Origin of the sequence: Pseudomonas koreensis (assembly GCF_012986595.1) — a bacterium.
GTDB lineage: Bacteria > Pseudomonadota > Gammaproteobacteria > Pseudomonadales > Pseudomonadaceae > Aquipseudomonas > Aquipseudomonas koreensis.
In genome coordinates, this window is sequence record NZ_JAAQYM010000003.1 from 180,189 (window position 1) to 198,435 (window position 18,247).

Annotated in this window: 17 protein-coding genes and 1 pseudogene; 6 read left to right on the forward strand and 12 right to left on the reverse strand. The window is 59.3% G+C overall.

The genetic code is table 11. From position 1 onward, the window contains the following. Positions 1 to 45 precede the first annotated feature (45 nt). A complete protein-coding gene (locus HBN98_RS10315; protein WP_083367695.1) occupies positions 46 to 783 on the reverse strand; it encodes a substrate-binding periplasmic protein in 738 nt (245 codons plus the stop codon). Between the two features lie 257 nt (positions 784 to 1,040). Between HBN98_RS10315 and HBN98_RS10320 the strand changes: the two genes are divergently transcribed. Further along, positions 1,041 to 1,493, forward strand: a complete 453-nt coding sequence (locus HBN98_RS10320; protein ID WP_083367694.1) for a GNAT family N-acetyltransferase — start codon at positions 1,041 to 1,043, stop codon at positions 1,491 to 1,493. A 97-nt stretch (positions 1,494 to 1,590) separates the two neighbouring features. Here HBN98_RS10320 and HBN98_RS10325 read toward each other — a convergent pair whose 3' ends face one another. From HBN98_RS10325 to HBN98_RS10335, 3 genes are read right to left on the reverse strand one after another with little or no spacing between them, the layout of a single operon-like run. Then, positions 1,591 to 1,887, reverse strand: coding sequence for a winged helix-turn-helix domain-containing protein (locus HBN98_RS10325; RefSeq protein WP_003229005.1), 297 nt, complete (start codon positions 1,885 to 1,887; stop codon positions 1,591 to 1,593). Between the two features lie 51 nt (positions 1,888 to 1,938). Beyond that, the gene (locus tag HBN98_RS10330) at positions 1,939 to 2,427 is read right to left on the reverse strand and encodes a M48 metallopeptidase family protein (RefSeq protein ID WP_007969689.1); all 489 of its coding nucleotides are present in this window, start codon (positions 2,425 to 2,427) and stop codon (positions 1,939 to 1,941) included. A gap of 43 nt (positions 2,428 to 2,470) precedes the next feature. Then, positions 2,471 to 4,594 (reverse strand): putative bifunctional diguanylate cyclase/phosphodiesterase, encoded by a 2,124-nt coding sequence (locus tag HBN98_RS10335; RefSeq protein WP_064589593.1) that lies wholly within the window; start codon positions 4,592 to 4,594, stop codon positions 2,471 to 2,473. A 322-nt stretch (positions 4,595 to 4,916) separates the two neighbouring features. Between HBN98_RS10335 and HBN98_RS10340 the strand changes: the two genes are divergently transcribed. After that, positions 4,917 to 5,585 carry a polysaccharide lyase family 7 protein gene (locus HBN98_RS10340; protein ID WP_083367693.1) on the forward strand — a complete coding sequence of 223 codons (669 nt, stop codon included), beginning with the start codon at positions 4,917 to 4,919 and terminating at the stop codon, positions 5,583 to 5,585. A 125-nt stretch (positions 5,586 to 5,710) separates the two neighbouring features. Beyond that, positions 5,711 to 5,979: pseudogene (locus HBN98_RS27900) on the forward strand (hypothetical protein). A gap of 61 nt (positions 5,980 to 6,040) precedes the next feature. Here HBN98_RS27900 and HBN98_RS10345 read toward each other — a convergent pair. The 8 genes from HBN98_RS10345 to tkt form a co-directional block, all read right to left on the reverse strand. Continuing rightward, positions 6,041 to 6,568 (reverse strand): hypothetical protein, encoded by a 528-nt coding sequence (locus tag HBN98_RS10345; protein ID WP_151101625.1) that lies wholly within the window; start codon positions 6,566 to 6,568, stop codon positions 6,041 to 6,043. 172 nt (positions 6,569 to 6,740) lie between these two features. After that, the gene (locus tag HBN98_RS10350; RefSeq protein ID WP_083367691.1) at positions 6,741 to 7,154 is read right to left on the reverse strand and encodes a hypothetical protein; all 414 of its coding nucleotides are present in this window, start codon (positions 7,152 to 7,154) and stop codon (positions 6,741 to 6,743) included. A 300-nt stretch (positions 7,155 to 7,454) separates the two neighbouring features. Continuing rightward, the gene (gene fba, locus HBN98_RS10355) at positions 7,455 to 8,519 is read right to left on the reverse strand and encodes a class II fructose-bisphosphate aldolase (RefSeq protein WP_003177554.1); all 1,065 of its coding nucleotides are present in this window, start codon (positions 8,517 to 8,519) and stop codon (positions 7,455 to 7,457) included. Positions 8,520 to 8,825: 306 nt separating this feature from the next. Then, positions 8,826 to 9,158, reverse strand: a complete 333-nt coding sequence (locus tag HBN98_RS10360) for an MliC family protein (protein WP_083367690.1) — start codon at positions 9,156 to 9,158, stop codon at positions 8,826 to 8,828. A gap of 57 nt (positions 9,159 to 9,215) precedes the next feature. Next, positions 9,216 to 9,437 carry a hypothetical protein gene (locus HBN98_RS10365; protein WP_064589597.1) on the reverse strand — a complete coding sequence of 74 codons (222 nt, stop codon included), beginning with the start codon at positions 9,435 to 9,437 and terminating at the stop codon, positions 9,216 to 9,218. Positions 9,438 to 9,471: 34 nt separating this feature from the next. Then, complete coding sequence (locus HBN98_RS10370) at positions 9,472 to 10,635, reverse strand: phosphoglycerate kinase (RefSeq protein WP_083367689.1); 1,164 nt, start codon at positions 10,633 to 10,635, stop codon at positions 9,472 to 9,474. A gap of 26 nt (positions 10,636 to 10,661) precedes the next feature. Then, a complete protein-coding gene (gene epd, locus HBN98_RS10375) occupies positions 10,662 to 11,720 on the reverse strand; it encodes an erythrose-4-phosphate dehydrogenase (RefSeq protein ID WP_064589599.1) in 1,059 nt (352 codons plus the stop codon). 151 nt (positions 11,721 to 11,871) lie between these two features. After that, the gene (tkt, locus tag HBN98_RS10380) at positions 11,872 to 13,869 is read right to left on the reverse strand and encodes a transketolase (protein WP_027610623.1); all 1,998 of its coding nucleotides are present in this window, start codon (positions 13,867 to 13,869) and stop codon (positions 11,872 to 11,874) included. A 257-nt stretch (positions 13,870 to 14,126) separates the two neighbouring features. On the opposite strand from tkt, the gene HBN98_RS10385 reads away from it, so the two are divergent. The 3 genes from HBN98_RS10385 (at position 14,127) to ligB (ending at position 18,237) form a co-directional block, all read left to right on the forward strand. After that, positions 14,127 to 15,122: an ArsR/SmtB family transcription factor gene (locus HBN98_RS10385; RefSeq protein WP_083367688.1), complete on the forward strand. Its 996-nt coding sequence runs from the start codon at positions 14,127 to 14,129 to the stop codon at positions 15,120 to 15,122. Positions 15,123 to 15,140: 18 nt separating this feature from the next. After that, a complete protein-coding gene (gene metK, locus HBN98_RS10390) occupies positions 15,141 to 16,331 on the forward strand; it encodes a methionine adenosyltransferase (protein WP_003229025.1) in 1,191 nt (396 codons plus the stop codon). 229 nt (positions 16,332 to 16,560) lie between these two features. Continuing rightward, positions 16,561 to 18,237, forward strand: coding sequence for an NAD-dependent DNA ligase LigB (gene ligB / locus HBN98_RS10395; protein WP_083367687.1), 1,677 nt, complete (start codon positions 16,561 to 16,563; stop codon positions 18,235 to 18,237). Positions 18,238 to 18,247 lie beyond the last annotated feature (10 nt).

Consider the following 18,247-nt stretch of genomic DNA (forward strand, 5'->3'; position numbering starts at 1 on the left):
CTCGCGAAGCGGCCATCGGCCACAGCAAAGAATCTGGATCAGCCCTCACATTCCATGCTGGTGCATCAACCGCTCATAACTGCCATCCGCCTTCATCGCCGCAATCGCCTTATCAAACCCCGCCACAATCTGCTCATGCTGTGGATTCTTCAGGCTCACCAGAATATGCAGGCTGTTCTCGCTCAACGGCTTGGGGAGGAACTCCACGGCGTTGCGCACCTTGGATGATTCGCGCGCCAGGTAATACCGCGCGACGTATTCATCTTCCAGGGTCAGCTTGACCCGATCCGCCGCCAACATGCGCACCGCCATCGCAAAGTTATGCACAGGGACTTTCTGCAGCGCGGTATCGCCATCGAACGCCTGTGAGTAGGCATAACCGCGCACCACGGCAATCGGGTACGTGTGCAGTTGCTCCAGGTTGCCGTACTCCAGCGGCGTGTCCTTACGCTTGAGAAAACGGATGCGGTTGAGCAGGTATTCGCCAGAGAACTGGCCGATTCTGGTGCGCTCGTCGTTGTACCAGGCGTTGACCAGCACGTCATAACGCCCTTCGCCAACCCCCAGCAGCGCCCGCGCCCACGGCACCTGCTCATAGTCGCTGGCATAGCCGGCCCGGGCCAGCGCGGTGCTGACGATGTCGGTGGCCAGGCCGCCGTTGACCAGCGTGTCGTCGGTAAAGGGCGGCCAGATATCAAACACCAGTCGCAGCTTGTCCGCTGCGGCGGGTTGGGCCAGCAACAGCAATCCGATCAAAGCAAAGGCTCGATGCAGTCGCGGCATGCTTGAAAATCCTTAGCGGGCGGGCGGCCCGGCGCGTTTTCCAGTCAAAACCCCAAGGCCCCTTACCGGCGAAACCCAGGCCCTAACATTAGCTCATTGAAGCCAGTGCACAGCGCTTTCCAGCAGATTACACAAAGCAGCCGCCGCCGCGAGAAAGGAATGATGGCATTTTGACCTTTATCACAGACTCTTACGCCATACAGACATCCGGAGCCTGTGCGCTTAGTATCGGGAGACAGTGTTCAAGGAGCCGGAAGATGACAATCGAGTGGATCTGCAAGCATCACAGCGATCTGGGCAAAGAGCAGTTGTACGCACTGTTAAAGCTGCGCTCAGAGGTGTTCGTGGTCGAACAGAAATGCGCCTACCCGGACCTCGATGGTCAGGATCTGGACGGCGACACCCATCACTTGATGGGCTGGGAAGACGACCAGTTGATGGCCTATCTGCGCCTGCTGGATCCCGAGTCCCAGGGCGGCGACGTGGTGATCGGCCGCGTGATCATTGCCCCGCAGGGTCGTGGCAAAGGGCTGGGGCACACGATGATGGAACACGCCTTGGAACAGGCTGCGAAGCATTGGCCGCAGGTGCCGATCTATCTGTCGGCCCAGGCGCATTTGCAGGGCTATTACGGCAGGTACGGGTTTGTGGTGGCGGGTGAGGAATACCTGGAGGATGACATTCCGCACATCGGAATGCGCCGCGCTTGAAGGCCCCTTCGCGAGCAGGCTCGCTCCCACATTTGCAATGCATTCCACTGTAGGAGTGAGCCTGCTCGCGATGGCGTCATCGCTATCAATGCAGGGCTCAGGGATATTCCAGAACAGCCTTGATCTGCCGCAAATTCCGCTCGATCCACCCGCGATCAATCGCCCCCCACTCGCGAATCCGATAGCGCCCGGCATGGTTGCGCGCGCCCTCTTCCTGCTCGAATTCACAGACGATATCCAGATCCGCCAGCGCGGCGATCGTGTCCTGCGCCGTGCGCCGTGGCATGCCGGTGACCTCGGTCAGCGCCGGGACGCTGGGAGCCAGGCCGCTGTCGATCAGGTAGGCCACGTACAGGCGACGGTAGAAACTGCTCTTGGTCTTGCTGACGTCCATGCATGGGCTCCGTTAATTAAAAGATCAAAAGATCGCAGCCTTCGGCAGCTTCTACAGGTCCCGCCACGTCAGGTACACCCGCAGGTCAAACTCGACCTGGTGATACCCTGGCAGCATGTGTTCACACAATTTGTAGAAAGCCTTGTTGTGGTCCGACTCTTTGAAGTGAGCCAGTTCATGCACAACAATCATCTTCAGAAACTCGGGCGCCGCCTCCTTGAACAGTGAAGCGATGCGAATTTCTTTCTTGGCCTTGAGCTTGCCGCCCTGCACCCGCGACACCGTGGTGTGCAGGCCCAGCGCGCGGTGCGTCAGGTCGAGGCGGTTGTCGAACAGCACCTTGTCGATGGCCGGCGCGTTGCGCAGGTATTCCTGCTTCAGGTCCAGTGCGTAGCTGTACAGCGCCTTGTCGCTCTGCACATCGTGTCGCCCGGGATAACGTTGGCTCAGGTAATCACCCAGACGCTGTTCGGCGATCAGTTGGCGCACCTGATCCTGCAATTGCGCGGGATAGGCCTGGAGGTATTTCAACGCAGTCATGGACACGGCAGCACGGTTCGCAAAGAGCGCCAGTGTAGCGAATTCAACCGGGCAGCGCGCTCCAGTCAAACGGTTCGACGAAGCTGGCAGCGTCATCGGCCATCATCGGCCGCGCCACCAGGAAGCCTTGCACGTATTCGCAACCATGGGCCTGCAGCCACTGATACTGCTCGATGGTTTCCACACCTTCGGCGATCACCAGCAAACCGTATTGCTTGCACAGGCTGATCACCGTGCTCACCAGCGAGGCGTCCCGGGCCGAGTCCGGCAGGCGGGCGATCAAATGCCGATCCAGCTTGAGCGTGTCGAGTTCAAGATCACGCAGATGCGCCAGCGAACACGGCCCCGAGCCGAAATCGTCGAGCGCCACCCGCACCCCCAGATTGTGCAGCAGACGTAACTGCTTACGGGTTTCATCCGGGTTGTGCATCAACGCTTCTTCAGTGACTTCGACTTCCAGCTGGCGTGGCTGCAAGGCATGCCGCTCCAGCACCTGACGCAATTCGGTGGCAAGATTGGGCAGGCCGAACTGGGTGTTGCTCAGGCTTACGCCAAGCACCAGGTCTTCGGCAAACAGGGTTTCCCAGGCTTTGCGCTGACCGGCGCCGCGGTGATAGATCCAGCTGCCGAGACGGCTGATCAGCCGCGCTTCTTCGAGCAATGGCAGGAACAGCCCCGGCGGCACATCGCCGACACTCGGATGCTGCCAGCGCAACAACGCCTCGAAGCCGCGGATCTGCCCGCTGCCGATCGCCACTTGCGGTTGATACACCAGATTGAAATCCCGGTTTTCGATCGCCGTGCGCACGCTTTCTTCGAGCATCAGGCGCGAGCGGGCGCGGCCGTTCATGTCGTGATCGTAAAAGCGATATTGCTGGCGCCCGGCGCGCTTGGCTTCGTACATGGCGATGTCGGACGCGCGCAGCAATCCGTCGAGGTTCGAGCCGCAGTCCGGGTAGGTGGCAATGCCGATACTGGCGCCAAGGGCGATGTCCAGGCCCTCGATCTGCTGACAGATCGACACCCGCTCGATGAGCTTCTCGGCAATCTTCGCCGCCTGCTCGGGAAACTCCAGATCGAGCAGCGCCGTAAACTCATCGCCGCCCATACGCGCCAGAATATCGAAGGGTCGCAGGCAGGCCTTCAACTGTTCGGAGACCCAGCGCAGCACCCGATCGCCGGCATCGTGCCCCAGGGAATCGTTGACCCGCTTGAAGCCATCGAGGTCGAGGTACAACAATACCCAACTGCTGTCACTGCGCTCACCGCGCAGCAGCAGATTTTCTACCGTCTGATAGAAGCCACGGCGGTTGAGCAGGCCGGTCAGCGGATCGGTCACCGCCTGAAATTCCAGTTGCTGATGCAGATGCCGCACCACCGACATGTCCAGCACCGTCACCACCATCGCCCGCTGCTCCGCCGGTAGCGGCGCGCAAGACAGCGCCACCGGCACCTGCTGGCCGGGTGCCGTGCGTAACAGTGCGTCGTGCAGACGCAGAGTCTCGCCACGCTTATAGCCGGCGTACAGCTCGGAATCGGCCCATATGGGAATGTGCGGTTTCTGCAGGTAATCCAGAAACTCCTTGCCCTCAAGCTCTTTCACCGGGGCATTGAGCAAACGCGAAATCGCCGGATTGGCGAAGCGAATCAAGCCATCCTCGCCCAGCACCAGAATCCCCTCGGCCGCGTTATCCAGCACCGACGCATTGAAGGCGCGGGCGACTTCCAGATCATGGGTCAGGCGTTGCAGGGCGCGGCGATTGCGCTGATGCTCGAGCAGCGCCTGCACCTTGGGCTTGAGAATTTGCGGATCAAACGGCTTGAACAGGTAATCCACCGCGCCGCTGGCATAACCCCTGATCACGGCGTCCTGGGATTGCTCGTTGGCGGTGAGGAAAATGATCGGGGTGAGACGCGTGCGCTGGCTGCCGCGCATCAGCCGCGCCACTTCAAAGCCGTCCATGCCTGGCATCTGCACATCCAGCAGCACCAGGTCGACGTCGTGTTCGAGCAAGAGATTGAGCGCCTCGAAGCCGGAGGCTGCGGTCATGACGTGCCAATCCTGACGCTGCAGCAACGCGCGCATGCTGATCAGGTTTTCAGGGTAATCATCAACGATCAAAAGGACAGAGCTGCCTTCACCTGGCTGGGGTTGCGCGCATTCCATGCTGCTTCTCTTATCGGGACTTCAGGCCGGTTTCCGGACAAAAACCGTACACGTACTGAGCGTTCACTCTAGTCGCGGATCGGTAAAAGCAGAAGCTGTCATCACGCCATCATTTAATCAAAGCGACGTCTAGCCGACTAACGGTCGGGCCTGCAGCCCTCTGAAACCGGGAAAGATGGCATTTCGACAGGATGTTGACGTCAATCATCCGCCAAACGGGCGTTAACAAAATCATCCTCTACGCTTATAAAGGCCGCCCCAAAAGGCGCGGGCTAGAGCTTCTGGTACCCGCGTGCAGGATGAATCGAGTGGAAGAACCGACATGATCGATCTCGCAACCTGGAACCTCAGCGTTCCCGTTGGCAGCCCGCCATACACTGTCGAAACCTCCAAACTGGTGAACGGCTTCAAGGACCAATACTTCCATTCCGACACCGGCACCCTGTTTTTCTGGTCGCCGGTCACCGGTTCCAAGACCGAAAACGCCATCTACCCGCGCACCGAACTGCGCGAAACCTACAGCAACGGCAGCTTGCGCAACTGGTATTACCCGGACGCCGACAACCTGCTGCGTGCCACCCTCGCGGTGAACAAGGTGCCGAGCTCGGGCAAAATCGTCATCGGCCAGATACACGCCTATGAAAGCCAGAAACCGCTGATCAAACTCGAATACCAGTACAAGACCAAAACCGAAACCGGCAACCTGGTGATCAAAGTGCGCATGCACCCGGATGACGACGAAGGCCGGGTCATCACCCTCGCCACCGGCCTCAAGCTGGATCGCGAATTCAACTACCTGATCCACTTAAGCCCCGGCGGCGCACTGGGTGTAAGCGCGGCGGGTTATCAGTGGGACTCACAGATCAGCGCCACCTGGCGCGACAAGCCGCTGTACTTCAAGGCCGGGGTGTATGTGCAGGACAACACCGGGTACACCAGTGAGGGTGGGCAGGTGACCTTCAGCAAACTCGACATCGACCACGACAAATAACGCTATATGGGCACAAACCCCTGTGGCGAGGGAGCTTGCTCCCGCTGGACTGCGCAGCAGGCCTCGCTTTTTCAGGGCCGCTGCGCGCCCCAGCGGGAGCAAGCTCCCTCGCCACAGGGTTATTTATTGCCAGTCAGACGTCCTTTAAACGGTGTTGTTCAGATCGGTCGGCCACCGACCTGGCCTCCCCCTACGAATCCCTCGACTCAAGCAAACTCCACGACGCCGCCGAGCGCGCCCTTGGCCGCTAACTCAACCCGGCCGCGCAGATCATGGCCAGCACCTGCGAGCCCGAGTCCATGTACCTCGCCAAGCGCTGGGCATCGCACAGGTGGTCATGCTCGGAGAACTGGCGGTGAATCAGGCACTGGATCATGTCGAATTGAAGGAATAGCCGGCCACAAAAAAACCCGCCTCACGGCGGGTTTCTTGAGTCAGTAGCTTAACGCACAGGCTTAATTGACCTTAGCGTTCAACTTATCTTTGACCTCTTTATACTCAAATTCGCCCGATGCTGAAAAAACGCCTTCTTCAAAGATTTTAAATTCTCCCACCGGGTAATCCCCTCCTTTTTTCAAAAGAAACGTACCGCTGGCATTTTTATCACCTTCGATACCATCAAGCTCCAAATGAGCACTCACTGTCTCACCTGTTTTATCTAGCCTGTAAAGCTCACCAACATTAAGACCCTTTCTAAATTTAACCACCAAATAATAATCACGCCCTCCCAATTTCTGAGTCCTTGGACTGATACGAAAAAAATCCTCATCCCCTAACAAATACCCATACTCGTCCTCAGCTGTAAAAGTATGATCACCAAAGTCAGGATGACTATATGTGATTTTCAAGTAACCATAAAACGACTCACTACTAGTCTTCTCAACCATTTCTTTTATCCGGAAAATAAGTGAAATCACACGATATTCGCTTATTAGTTTCCCCACACCTGTAACATCTGACAGGTACTTATACCCTTTCGGCATCAGCACCTGCCCCTTGATAAGAGTTAGTTAGGACCCCGGGCGCTTTTGATCAAAATGTCATTGTCATCCGCCGACAGAGCATGCCAAGCGTTATTTCCCAGAGTAGAAACGTTGGACGTGATGAGACCGCAGCGAGGGGAATCGCATGGCGCAGGGGACACGTGTCAGCCCCCTACTTCGCGCACATCAACATGAAGCTTTTGGAAGCATTCGCTTGAGGATCCGCACTACCAATCTGGTGCGTAATGACTTTCACACTATGGCGCGTAGGCGTCCCCGACAATTTCGCCTGGGCATAAAAAACATCATCCAGGGTATCTACATCCACTACAGACACTGCACAGAACCCCGGAGACCCTTCAAAGACACCTTCTTTCAATACAACTTTATAATCCGAAAAGTAGCCCGCTCGCGGAGCGTGATTCACGTAGGAAATCCAGACGGGCGATTGCGCAAGCACTTTTCCTTGACTGGTGATTAAAGCGGTATAACTGAAGTTCGCAGCTTCGGCTGAAACCTTATGGCCAGACGCCAACAGCAAGCCACCAGCAATCAATCTGATCAGTACATTTCGCCTATAGAGCATTAAAGCATTCCTTCATCCATGAATTTAACTTACCAACAAACGAAAGCATTGAAATAAATCGCGCGAGCGCTTGTCAACACGACAGGAAAATACAGAAAGATACTTCATCAATCCGTACACACTCCTACGTAACTTCAGACACCTTCCTATGCGCTTTGGTAGCTAACACGTCAGACATTCATAACAGCACACATGCATACGAACTGAAACAAAGGCAAAAAACATTAAATTCTTACTTTGTAATCGCCCATAAAAAACCCGCCTTTCGGCGGGTTTATTAACGCAGTCTAACGCTCAGGCTTAGTTAACCTTGGCGTTCAACTCACCCTTCAGGTAACGCTGGTACATCGCTTCCAGGGAGATCGGCTTGATCTTCGAAGCGTTGCCGGCAGTACCGAAAGCCTCGTAGCGAGCGATACATACGTCACGCATTGCAGTCACAGTGGCGCCGAAGAATTTACGTGGGTCGAATTCGCTCGGGTTGGTGGCCATCAGGCGACGCATTGCGCCGGTGGATGCCAGACGCAGGTCGGTGTCGATGTTGACCTTGCGTACGCCGTATTTGATGCCTTCGACGATTTCTTCAACCGGTACGCCGTAGGTTTCTTTGATGTCGCCGCCGTACTGGTTGATGATCGCCAGCCACTCTTGTGGCACCGACGAGGAACCGTGCATCACCAGGTGGGTGTTCGGGATGCGCTTGTGGATTTCCTTGATGCGGTCGATCGCCAGCACGTCGCCGGTAGGTGGCTTGGTGAACTTGTAGGCGCCGTGGCTGGTGCCGATGGCGATGGCCAGGGCATCAACCTGAGTCTTCTTGACGAAGTCAGCGGCTTCTTCCGGGTCGGTCAGCATCTGGCTGTGATCCAGAACGCCTTCAGCGCCGATACCGTCTTCCTCACCGGCCATGCCGGTTTCCAGCGAACCCAGGCAGCCCAGCTCACCTTCAACCGAAACGCCGCAGGCGTGAGCCATGGCTACGGTTTGTTGGGTAACGCGGACGTTGTATTCGTAGTCGGTCGGGGTCTTGCCGTCTTCGCCGAGGGAGCCGTCCATCATCACCGAGCTGAAGCCCAGTTGGATCGAGCGCTGGCAGACGTCAGGGCTGGTGCCGTGGTCCTGGTGCATGCACACCGGGATGTGCGGGAATTCTTCGATCGCGGCCAGGATCAGGTGACGCAGGAACGGCGCGCCAGCGTATTTACGGGCGCCGGCCGAAGCCTGGACGATCACCGGGGAGTCAGTCTTGTCAGCGGCTTCCATGATGGCGCGCATCTGCTCAAGGTTGTTGACGTTGAAGGCTGGAACGCCGTAGCCGAACTCGGCTGCGTGGTCCAGCATCTGGCGCATGCTGATAAGTGCCATTGTGTGTGTCTCTCCCGGTTGAGGGTCGTTAATCGTGCCAGCCTGCCGGAGCGGCGGCGGCTATTCAAGTGATTGCAGATCGGGGGTCGAGGCCCGGTCTGGTGATTCGATAAAGCAAAACCTGTATGTGTACCAACCTGTGGCGAGCGAGCTTGCTCGCGCTCGGCTGCGCAGCAGCCGTAAACCTGCAAACACGGTCATTCTGAAACACCGGGCCGCAAGGTTTTGGGACCGCTTCGCGCTCCAGCGGGAGCAAGCTCCCTCGCCACAAAGGCCATTGCCACAATGAATCTGTAGCGTATTCGTTTACTGCGCCTTGCAGCCGCGGCCGATCAGGTCATTGGTGGCAACCCAGTACACCAGGCCTTCGTCACCCTTGACGTGAAACGCCAGCATGCCATCGCTGTACAGCACGCCCGAGGCGCCCGGCTCTTCTTTCAGGCGATAGACCTGATCACCGCCGCCCAGCCGCACATCGACTTCTTTCTGGCTGGCATCGGTATAGCGCCACAGCACTTTGGCCTGGCTGTCGCAGGTCCAGGTTGTCCAGCTATCCGCAGGGGCAGACGACTGAAACAGGTTCATCTGTGCGCAACCACCCAACAATGCCAACGCCGCAATGGCGATCAAGCCTTTCATCCGTGTTCCTCGACTGACAGCCAACGCCGCCAGCCCTGAGTTAAAGAGTCAGACCGGTCAAGGACAACCATGTTCCTTGGCCGGGGTTTGCGTCTCGTATTTGTCCAGGCCGTCCGGCCCCGAGCGCTTGTTCAGCACCGGGTTGGTTTCGGCCTGCCAGTCGGCCTGATAGCAGCCCTTCTGCACCGCACCCGGCGCAGGCGTCGCCTCGGCCTTCGGGTTACTCCCGCAGGCCGCCAGCGTACCGGTCAGCAGCAACAGCGCTAACGACTTGACCATGTGACCACTCCTTTGCCTGGTCAAACGGGCGGCCTCAGGCCTTGGCCCGGCTTTCCAGGACTTCAACGGCCGGCAGCACCTTGCCTTCGACGAATTCGAGGAACGCGCCACCCCCGGTGGAAATGTAGGAGATTTGCTCAGCCACGCCATATTTATCGATAGCGGCCAGGGTGTCGCCACCGCCAGCAATGGAGAACGCCGAGCTTTCAGCGATGGCTTGCGCCAGCACTTTGGTGCCGTTGCCGAACTGGTCGAATTCAAACACGCCGACCGGGCCGTTCCACAGAATGGTTTTCGACGACTTCAGCAGTTCGGCGAAGTTGGCGGCGGTTTGCGGGCCGATGTCCAGAATCATGTCATCAGCGGCAACGTCAGCGATCAGCTTGACGGTAGCCTCTGCGGTTTCGGCGAATTCTTTGGCGACTACTACGTCAACCGGCAATGGCACGCTGACTTTGGCAGCGATGGCGCGCGCGGTGTCGAGCAGGTCCGGCTCGTACAGGGATTTGCCGACCGGGTGACCGGCAGCCGCCAGGAAGGTGTTGGCAATGCCGCCGCCGACGATCAGTTGATCGCAGATCTGGCTCAGGCTGTTGAGCACGTCGAGTTTAGTCGAGACCTTGGAGCCGGCAACGATGGCCGCCATCGGCTTGGCCGGTGCGCCCAGCGCCTTGCCCAGTGCGTCCAGTTCAGCGGCCAGCAACGGGCCAGCAGCGGCGACTTTGGCGAACTTGGCCACGCCGTGGGTCGAACCTTCGGCGCGGTGCGCGGTGCCGAAGGCGTCCATCACGAACACGTCGCACAGGGCGGCATATTGCTGGGCCAGGTCGTCGGCGTTCTTTTTCTCGCCCTTGTTGAAGCGCACGTTTTCGAACAGCACGATGTCGCCGGCCTTGACGTCAACGCCGCCCAGATAATCGGCCACCAGCGGCACTTCGCGGCCCAGGGCCTTGCTCAGGTAGTCGGCGACTGGCTTGAGGCTGTTCTCGGCGGAGAACTCGCCCTCGGTCGGACGGCCCAGGTGCGAGCACACCATCACTGCCGCACCTTTTTCCAGGGCCAGCTTGATGGTCGGCAGCGAAGCCAGGATACGCGCATCGCTGGTGACAACACCGTCCTTGACTGGGACGTTGAGGTCTTCGCGGATCAATACGCGCTTACCTTGCAGATCGAGGTCGGACATCTTCAACACGGTCATGGGTCGCACTTCCTGAGTAGCTGTTCTTAGAGAGCAGGTTTTTTTGAAATCGCTGTTTGCAGATAGTGTTCTGCAACGTCCAGCATTCGGTTGGCAAAACCCCATTCGTTGTCGAACCAGGCCAGGATGTTCACCAGTTTCGGGCCGGAAACACGGGTCTGACTGGCATCGACGATGGCCGAATGTGGGTCATGGTTGAAATCACAACTGGCGTGCGGCAACTCGGTGTAGGCCAGCAGACCTTTGAGCGGGCCGTTGGTAGCGGCCTCGCGCAGGATCCGGTTGACCTCGTTGGCATCGGTCGCCGTGGCGGTCTGCATCGTGATGTCGAGGCAGGACACATTGACCGTCGGCACGCGTACGGCTTTGGCCTGAATTCGCCCGGCAAGTTCCGGCAGCAGGCGCTCGATGCCGCGTGCCAGACCAGTGGACACCGGGATCACCGACTGGAACGCCGAACGGGTGCGGCGCAGGTCTTCGTGGTGATAGGCGTCGATCACCGGCTGATCGTTCATCGCCGAGTGAATCGTGGTGATCGACACGTAATCCAGGCCGATCGCCTTGTCCAGCAAGCGCAACAGCGGCACGCCGCAGTTGGTGGTGCAGGAGGCGTTGGACACCAGCAGTTCGTCGCCGGTCAGGCAGTCCTGATTGACGCCGTAGACGATGGTGGCGTCGACATCCGCCTCGCTGGCCATCGGCTGCGAGAACAGCACGCGTGGCGCGCCGGCGTCGAGGAAACGCTGGCCGTCTTCACGGGTGTGATAAGCGCCGGAGCACTCCAGCACCAGATCGACGCCAAGAGCGGCCCAATCGATGCCTTCGGGGGTGGCACTGCGCAGGACCTTCACGCAGTCGCCATTAATATGCAGACAATCGCCTTCTACTCGCACTTCGCCGGGAAAGCGACCGTGGGTGGAGTCGAAGCGTGTCAGGTATTCGATGCTGGCCATGTCAGCCAGATCGTTGATCGCGACAATTTCAAACCCTGCCGTCGAGCCTCGCTCGAACAACGCACGCAAGACGCAACGACCAATCCGGCCGTAGCCGTTGAGTGCAACTTTGTAAGGACGCGGTTGAGGCATGGGGTTCTCGATTACCGTGGTGAATCAGGCAGTGCGATATTGCCCGAACCAACGCTTTCGCGAGCAGGCTCGCTCCCACAGGGAAACGCGTTCCAATGTGAGAGCGAGCCTGCTCGCGAAGGCGTCGGTTCAGACGACGCAACTGTCGGACTTAGTCTTCCAGCAGCTCTTCAGCCTGACCCAGGATGTTTTCCAGGGTGAAGCCGAACTCTTCGAACAGTGCCGAAGCCGGTGCCGATTCGCCGTAGGTGGTCATGCCGATCACGCGACCTTCCAGACCCACGTACTTGAACCAGAAGTCGGCGTGTGCCGCTTCGATCGCGATACGTGCGCTGACCTGCAACGGCAGAACCGATTGCTTGTAGCCAGCGTCCTGAGCGTCGAACACGCTGGTGCAAGGCATGGAAACCACGCGCACCTTGCGGCCCTGCTCGGTCAGTTTGTCGTAGGCCTGGACGGCCAGACCGACTTCCGAACCGGTGGAAATCAGGATCAGCTCAGGCTCGCCTGCGCAGTCCTTCAACACGTAGCCACCGCGACTGATGTCGGCGATCTGGCCGGCATCGCGTTCCTGGTGCTGCAGGTTCTGACGCGAAAAGATCAGCGCCGATGGGCCGTCTTTACGCTCCAGAGCGTTTTTCCAGGCCACGGCCGATTCAACGGCATCGGCTGGACGCCAGGTGTCGAGGTTCGGTGTGGTGCGCAGGCTGGTCAGTTGCTCGATCGGCTGGTGCGTCGGGCCGTCTTCGCCCAGACCGATGGAGTCGTGGGTGTAGACGTGGATGACGCGCTTCTTCATCAGTGCCGACATGCGTACGGCGTTGCGGGCGTATTCCATGAACATCAGGAAGGTCGCGCCGTAAGGCACCAGGCCGCCATGCAGGGACACGCCGTTCATGATCGCGGTCATGCCGAATTCGCGCACGCCGTAATACATGTAGTTGCCGCTGGCATCTTCAGCGCTGACGCCTTTGCAACCTTTCCACAGGGTCAGGTTGGAGCCGGCCAGGTCAGCCGAACCGCCGAGCAGTTCCGGCAGCAGTGGGCCGAAGGCGTTCAGGGTGTTCTGGCTGGCTTTACGGCTGGCGATGGTTTCGCCTTTGGCCGCCACTTCAGCGATGTAGGCCGAGGCTTTTTCGGCGAAGTCAGCCGGCAGCTCGCCGCTCAGACGACGGATCAGCTCGTTGGCTTCGGTCGGGAACGCGGCGGAGTAGGCAGCGAAACGCTGATCCCACTCGGCTTCGGCCGCGCGACCTTTTTCCTTGGCATCCCACTCGGCATAAATGTCGGCCGGGATTTCGAACGGACCGTAGTTCCAGTTCAGCGCCTGACGGGTCAGGGCGATTTCCGCGTCACCCAGTGGGGCGCCGTGGCAGTCTTCCTTGCCCTGCTTGTTCGGCGAACCGAAACCGATGGTGGTCTTGCAGCAGATCAGGGTCGGCAGCGGGCTCTTGCGCGCGGTCTCGATGGCGGTCTTGATCTCTTCCGGATCGTGACCGTCGACGTTGCGGATCACCTGCCAGTTGTAGGATTCGAAACGCTTCGGGGTGTCATCGGTGAACCAGCCTTCGACTTCGCCGTCGATGGAGATGCCGTTGTCATCGTAGAAAGCAATCAGCTTGCCCAGGCCCAGAGTACCGGCCAAGGACGCCACTTCGTGGGAAATGCCTTCCATCATGCAGCCATCACCCAGGAACACGTAGGTGTGGTGATCAACGATGTTATGGCCAGGACGGTTGAACTGCGCGCCCAGGACTTTTTCTGCCAGGGCGAAGCCCACGGCGTTGGCCAGACCCTGACCCAGTGGACCGGTGGTGGTCTCGACGCCCGGGGTGTAACCGAATTCCGGGTGACCCGGAGTGCGGCTGTGCAGTTGACGGAACTGCTTGAGGTCGTCGATCGACAGGTCGTAACCGGTCAGGTGCAGCAGCGAGTAGATCAACATCGAGCCGTGGCCGTTGGACAGCACGAAGCGGTCACGGTCGGCGAACGAAGGATTGCTCGGGTTGTGCTTGAGGTAGTCGCGCCAAAGCACTTCGGCGATATCTGCCATACCCATAGGGGCACCGGGATGGCCGCTGTTGGCTTTTTGCACGGCATCCATGCTGAGGGCACGAATGGCGTTGGCACGCTCACGACGGCTAGGCATCGCTGATCTCCTGGGTGTGAATAATTGAAACGGAAAAAAGGAGGGCATTTTCCCTCACCGGAGCGCCTCGGGGCAATGACAGATAGTCATACGGAGGCGTTTTTCCCGTGGTTAACAGTGGATTCTGTAGGTGAAACCTTTCCGCTGTTCGTTTGTAGAGTTAACCAGCCAGTGAGAAGTGCCATCTATCGAGCAATATCAAAACTTTTTGATATTGACCTTGCAGCGATTTCCCGCCATCACTAGACTGCTGCCCCATGAACTTACGCGTGCCTTCCATTCGCCATGACGACTGCGACGAGCTGGCGGCCCTTTGCAAGGCCGGTGGCGATCCGCTGCGCCTGAACGTATTGCGCGCGCTGGCCAACGACTCGTTCGGCGTACTGGAACTGGCGCAGATCTTCGGCATTGGTCAGTCCGGCATGAGCCACCATCTAAAGGTGCTGGCCCAGGCTGATCTGGTGGCGACACGCCGCGAAGGCAACGCGATTTTCTACCGCCGCGCCCTGCCCCACACTGAACTGCTGGGGGGCAAGTTGCATGCGGCACTGTTAGAAGAAGTCGACAATCTGGCGCTGCCGGACGACGTGCAGGCGCGCATCGCCCAGGTCCACGGGCAACGTGAAGCTGCCAGCCAGGACTTTTTCTCACGGGTGGCGGAGAAATTTCGCGCCCAGCAAGACTTGATTGCAGGCCTGCCGCAGTACCGTGACAGCGTGCTGGCCCTGCTCGACAAACTGAACTTCAATGGTGCTGCCACGGCCATTGAAGTCGGCCCCGGCGATGGTGCTTTTCTGCCGGAACTGGCCCGCCGCTTCGGCACCGTAACCGCGCTGGACAACAGCCCGGCGATGCTCGAACTGGCGCGTCAGGTATGTGAACGTGAACAGCTGGCTAACGTCAGCCTGCAATTGGCCGATGCATTGAATGGCACCAGCCTTCAGGCCGATTGCGTAGTACTGAACATGGTGCTGCACCATTTCGCCGCGCCGGCCGAAGCGCTCAAGCACATGGCCGGCCTGCTGCAACCGGGCGGTAGCCTGCTCGTGACAGAGTTATGTAGCCACAACCAGAGTTGGGCCAGGGAGGCCTGCGGTGATCTGTGGTTGGGGTTTGAACAGGACGATTTGGCCCGTTGGGCCACCGCTGCGGGACTCGTTCCCGGGGACAGCCTCTATGTAGGCTTACGTAATGGTTTCCAGATCCAGGTTCGCCACTTTCAGCGACCGGCTGGCGACACTCACCATCGGTAAATTCAGGAAAACATCGAGATGAGCGAATACTCCCTCTTCACCTCCGAGTCCGTGTCTGAAGGACATCCGGACAAAATCGCCGACCAGATTTCCGATGCGGTGCTGGACGCCATTATTGCCCAGGACAAACACGCACGCGTTGCTGTGGAAACCCTGGTCAAGACCGGTGTTGCCATCGTTGCCGGTGAAGTGACCACCAGCGCCTGGGTCGACCTGGAGCAGATCGTTCGTGACGTGATCTGCGACATCGGCTACACCAGCTCCGAAGTCGGCTTCGACGGCGCCACCTGCGGCGTGATGAACATCATCGGCAAGCAGTCCCCTGACATCAACCAGGGTGTTGACCGTGCCAAGCCTGAAGATCAGGGCGCCGGCGACCAGGGCCTGATGTTCGGCTACGCCAGCAACGAAACCGACGTTTTGATGCCTGCACCGATCACCTTCTCGCACCAGCTGGTGCAGCGTCAGGCCGAAGCCCGTAAATCGGGTCTGCTGCCTTGGCTGCGCCCGGACGCCAAGTCGCAAGTGACTTGCCGTTACGAAGGCGGCAAGGTGGTGGGTATCGACGCCGTGGTTCTGTCGACCCAGCACAACCCTGAAGTGTCGTACAAAGACCTGCGCGAAGGCGTGATGGAGCTGATCGTCAAGCACGTGCTGCCTGCCGAACTGCTGAGCAAGGACACCCAGTTCCACATCAACCCGACCGGCCAGTTCATCATTGGCGGCCCGGTAGGTGACTGCGGTCTGACCGGTCGCAAGATCATCGTCGACAGCTACGGCGGCATGGCCCGTCACGGCGGTGGCGCGTTCTCCGGTAAAGATCCATCGAAGGTTGACCGTTCGGCGGCCTACGCTGGCCGTTACGTGGCCAAGAACATCGTCGCGGCCGGCCTGGCCGAGCGTTGTGAGATCCAGGTGTCCTACGCGATCGGTGTGGCCCAGCCGACTTCGATCTCGCTGAACACCTTCGGTACCGGCAAGATCAGCGATGACAAGATCATCAAACTGGTGCGTGAAGTGTTCGACCTGCGTCCATACGCAATCACCACCATGCTGGATCTGCTGCACCCGATGTACCAGGAAACTGCAGCCTACGGCCACTTCGGTCGCGCTCCGCAGACCAAGACGGTTGGCGAAGACACCTTCACCACCTTCACTTGGGAAAAAACCGACCGCGCCGACGCTCTGCGTTCCGCTGCCGGTCTGTAAGACTCCCAGGCGTTACAAAAAGCCCCGCACGGTTCGCGCCGTGCGGGGCTTTTTCATGTTTGCAAAGATCAAAGGATCGCAGCCTGCATGGGAATGCATTCTGCAGGAGCTGCCGAAGGCTGCGATCTTTTGACTTTAACGCTGCGCAACACCCCGTAAAACACCCAGGCGACCTGACCCGCCATCCTCACCTAGCCTTCAAGCATTCCCCTGAGCAAGGACGCTCATCATGCTTGCCACGCTGCGCCTGTTTTCAATTTTTCTGCTGAGTTTCACCCCCCTGCTCGCTTTCGGTGCCTGCCCGGACTGGTCCGCCGCCATCGCGCAAAACCAGATCAGCGCCCTGCAAACACAGATCGACCAGTGGGACGACGCCTATCACCGCGAGGGCCGCTCGCTGATTGCCGATGAGCTCTATGATCAGGCCAGATTGCGGCTCAACGAATGGCGCCAATGTTTCCAGCAACCACCCGCACCCGAATCTTTACGCAGCGCATCTGGTTCAGTCGCCCATCCGATCGCGCACACCGGTCTGGATAAACTGCACGAAGCAGCGGCGGTGCAAGCCTGGTTACGGGACCGCCGGGATGTCTGGGTCCAACCCAAGGTCGATGGTGTGGCAGTGACCCTGATCTACCGTCGCGGCCTGTTGCAGCAAGCGATCAGTCGTGGCGACGGCATCAGCGGTCAGGACTGGACAGCAGCGGCGCACAAGATCAGCGCCATTCCACAACAACTTACACAGCCTCTTGATCTGCTGGTGCAGGGCGAACTCTACTGGCGCCTGACCGAACATGTGCAAGTCCGAGCCGGCAGCGTCAACGCCCGCGCCACGGTTGCCGGGCTGATGAGCCGTAAAACCCTGAGCGCCGAGCAGGCAGCCGGGATCGGCCTGTTCGTCTGGGACTGGCCGCAAGGCCCGGCGAGCCTGCCCGAAAGAACAGCGACGCTGGCGACCTTGGGTTTCGCCACGATAGCGCCATTCACTCAGGCCATCGCCAACCTTGAAGACGCTCAAAAGTGGCGTGAGCACTGGTATCGATCACCGCTGCCATTCGCCAGCGACGGCATTGTCCTGCGCCAGAGCCAGCGTCCACCGGCTGAGCGCTGGCAGGCGAGCGCGCCCTACTGGGCCGTGGCCTGGAAATACCCGTTTGCCCGGGCGCTGGCCGAGGTGCGCAAAGTGCATTTCAAGGTCGGTCGCACCGGTCGCATCACCCCGGTGCTGGAGCTCACGCCAGTCATGCTCGATGACCGGGAGATCAAACGGGTCAGTGCCAGTTCGCTCAAGCGCTGGCAGGCGCTGGATGTCCGCCCCGGCGACCAGGTGGCAATCAGTCTGGCCGGGCTGACCATTCCACGGCTCGACAATGTGGTATTGCGCACCACCGAACGCGCCGCCATCGACATTCCCGACGCCAGTGATTTCCACGCCTTGAGCTGTTGGCAGCCGACACCCGGCTGCGAAAGCCAGTTTCTCGCGCGCCTGACCTGGCTCAGCAGCAAGCAAGGGCTGGCGATGCCCCATGTGGGCAAAGGCACCTGGGAGAAACTTCTGGAAACAGGCCGCCTGAACAACCTGCTGGATTGGTTGACCCTCGATGAGCCAGAGCTTGCTAACATTGCCGGCTTCGGCGAACGCAGCAGTGCACGCCTGATACACAGTTTCCACAGCGCCCGCCAACGGCCATTCACGCAGTGGCTCAAAGCGTTGGGTCTGCCGCCGACAGGTGGGGCTCAACTGGCTGATTCATGGCAGGCGCTGGCACAACGCGACACCGAACAATGGCAGGCACACGCCGGTATCGGCCCGGGCCGCGCGGCGCAATTGAGCGCATTCTTCCGCGACCCGCAGGTGCTGGCCTTGAGTGAAACATTACGCGCCGCCGGAATCGACGGTTTCTGATCACGCAATC

Coding starts and splice junctions, on each gene's coding strand:
- HBN98_RS10315 (WP_083367695.1), bottom strand. CDS start 783: ATGCCGCGACTGCATCGAGCCTTTGCTTTGATCGGATTGCTGTTGCTG.
- HBN98_RS10320 (WP_083367694.1), top strand. CDS start 1,041: ATGACAATCGAGTGGATCTGCAAGCATCACAGCGATCTGGGCAAAGAG.
- HBN98_RS10325 (WP_003229005.1), bottom strand. CDS start 1,887: ATGGACGTCAGCAAGACCAAGAGCAGTTTCTACCGTCGCCTGTACGTG.
- HBN98_RS10330 (WP_007969689.1), bottom strand. CDS start 2,427: ATGACTGCGTTGAAATACCTCCAGGCCTATCCCGCGCAATTGCAGGAT.
- HBN98_RS10335 (WP_064589593.1), bottom strand. CDS start 4,594: ATGGAATGCGCGCAACCCCAGCCAGGTGAAGGCAGCTCTGTCCTTTTG.
- HBN98_RS10340 (WP_083367693.1), top strand. CDS start 4,917: ATGATCGATCTCGCAACCTGGAACCTCAGCGTTCCCGTTGGCAGCCCG.
- HBN98_RS10345 (WP_151101625.1), bottom strand. CDS start 6,568: ATGCCGAAAGGGTATAAGTACCTGTCAGATGTTACAGGTGTGGGGAAA.
- HBN98_RS10350 (WP_083367691.1), bottom strand. CDS start 7,154: ATGCTCTATAGGCGAAATGTACTGATCAGATTGATTGCTGGTGGCTTG.
- fba (WP_003177554.1), bottom strand. CDS start 8,519: ATGGCACTTATCAGCATGCGCCAGATGCTGGACCACGCAGCCGAGTTC.
- HBN98_RS10360 (WP_083367690.1), bottom strand. CDS start 9,158: ATGAAAGGCTTGATCGCCATTGCGGCGTTGGCATTGTTGGGTGGTTGC.
- HBN98_RS10365 (WP_064589597.1), bottom strand. CDS start 9,437: ATGGTCAAGTCGTTAGCGCTGTTGCTGCTGACCGGTACGCTGGCGGCC.
- HBN98_RS10370 (WP_083367689.1), bottom strand. CDS start 10,635: ATGACCGTGTTGAAGATGTCCGACCTCGATCTGCAAGGTAAGCGCGTA.
- epd (WP_064589599.1), bottom strand. CDS start 11,720: ATGCCTCAACCGCGTCCTTACAAAGTTGCACTCAACGGCTACGGCCGG.
- tkt (WP_027610623.1), bottom strand. CDS start 13,869: ATGCCTAGCCGTCGTGAGCGTGCCAACGCCATTCGTGCCCTCAGCATG.
- HBN98_RS10385 (WP_083367688.1), top strand. CDS start 14,127: ATGAACTTACGCGTGCCTTCCATTCGCCATGACGACTGCGACGAGCTG.
- metK (WP_003229025.1), top strand. CDS start 15,141: ATGAGCGAATACTCCCTCTTCACCTCCGAGTCCGTGTCTGAAGGACAT.
- ligB (WP_083367687.1), top strand. CDS start 16,561: ATGCTTGCCACGCTGCGCCTGTTTTCAATTTTTCTGCTGAGTTTCACC.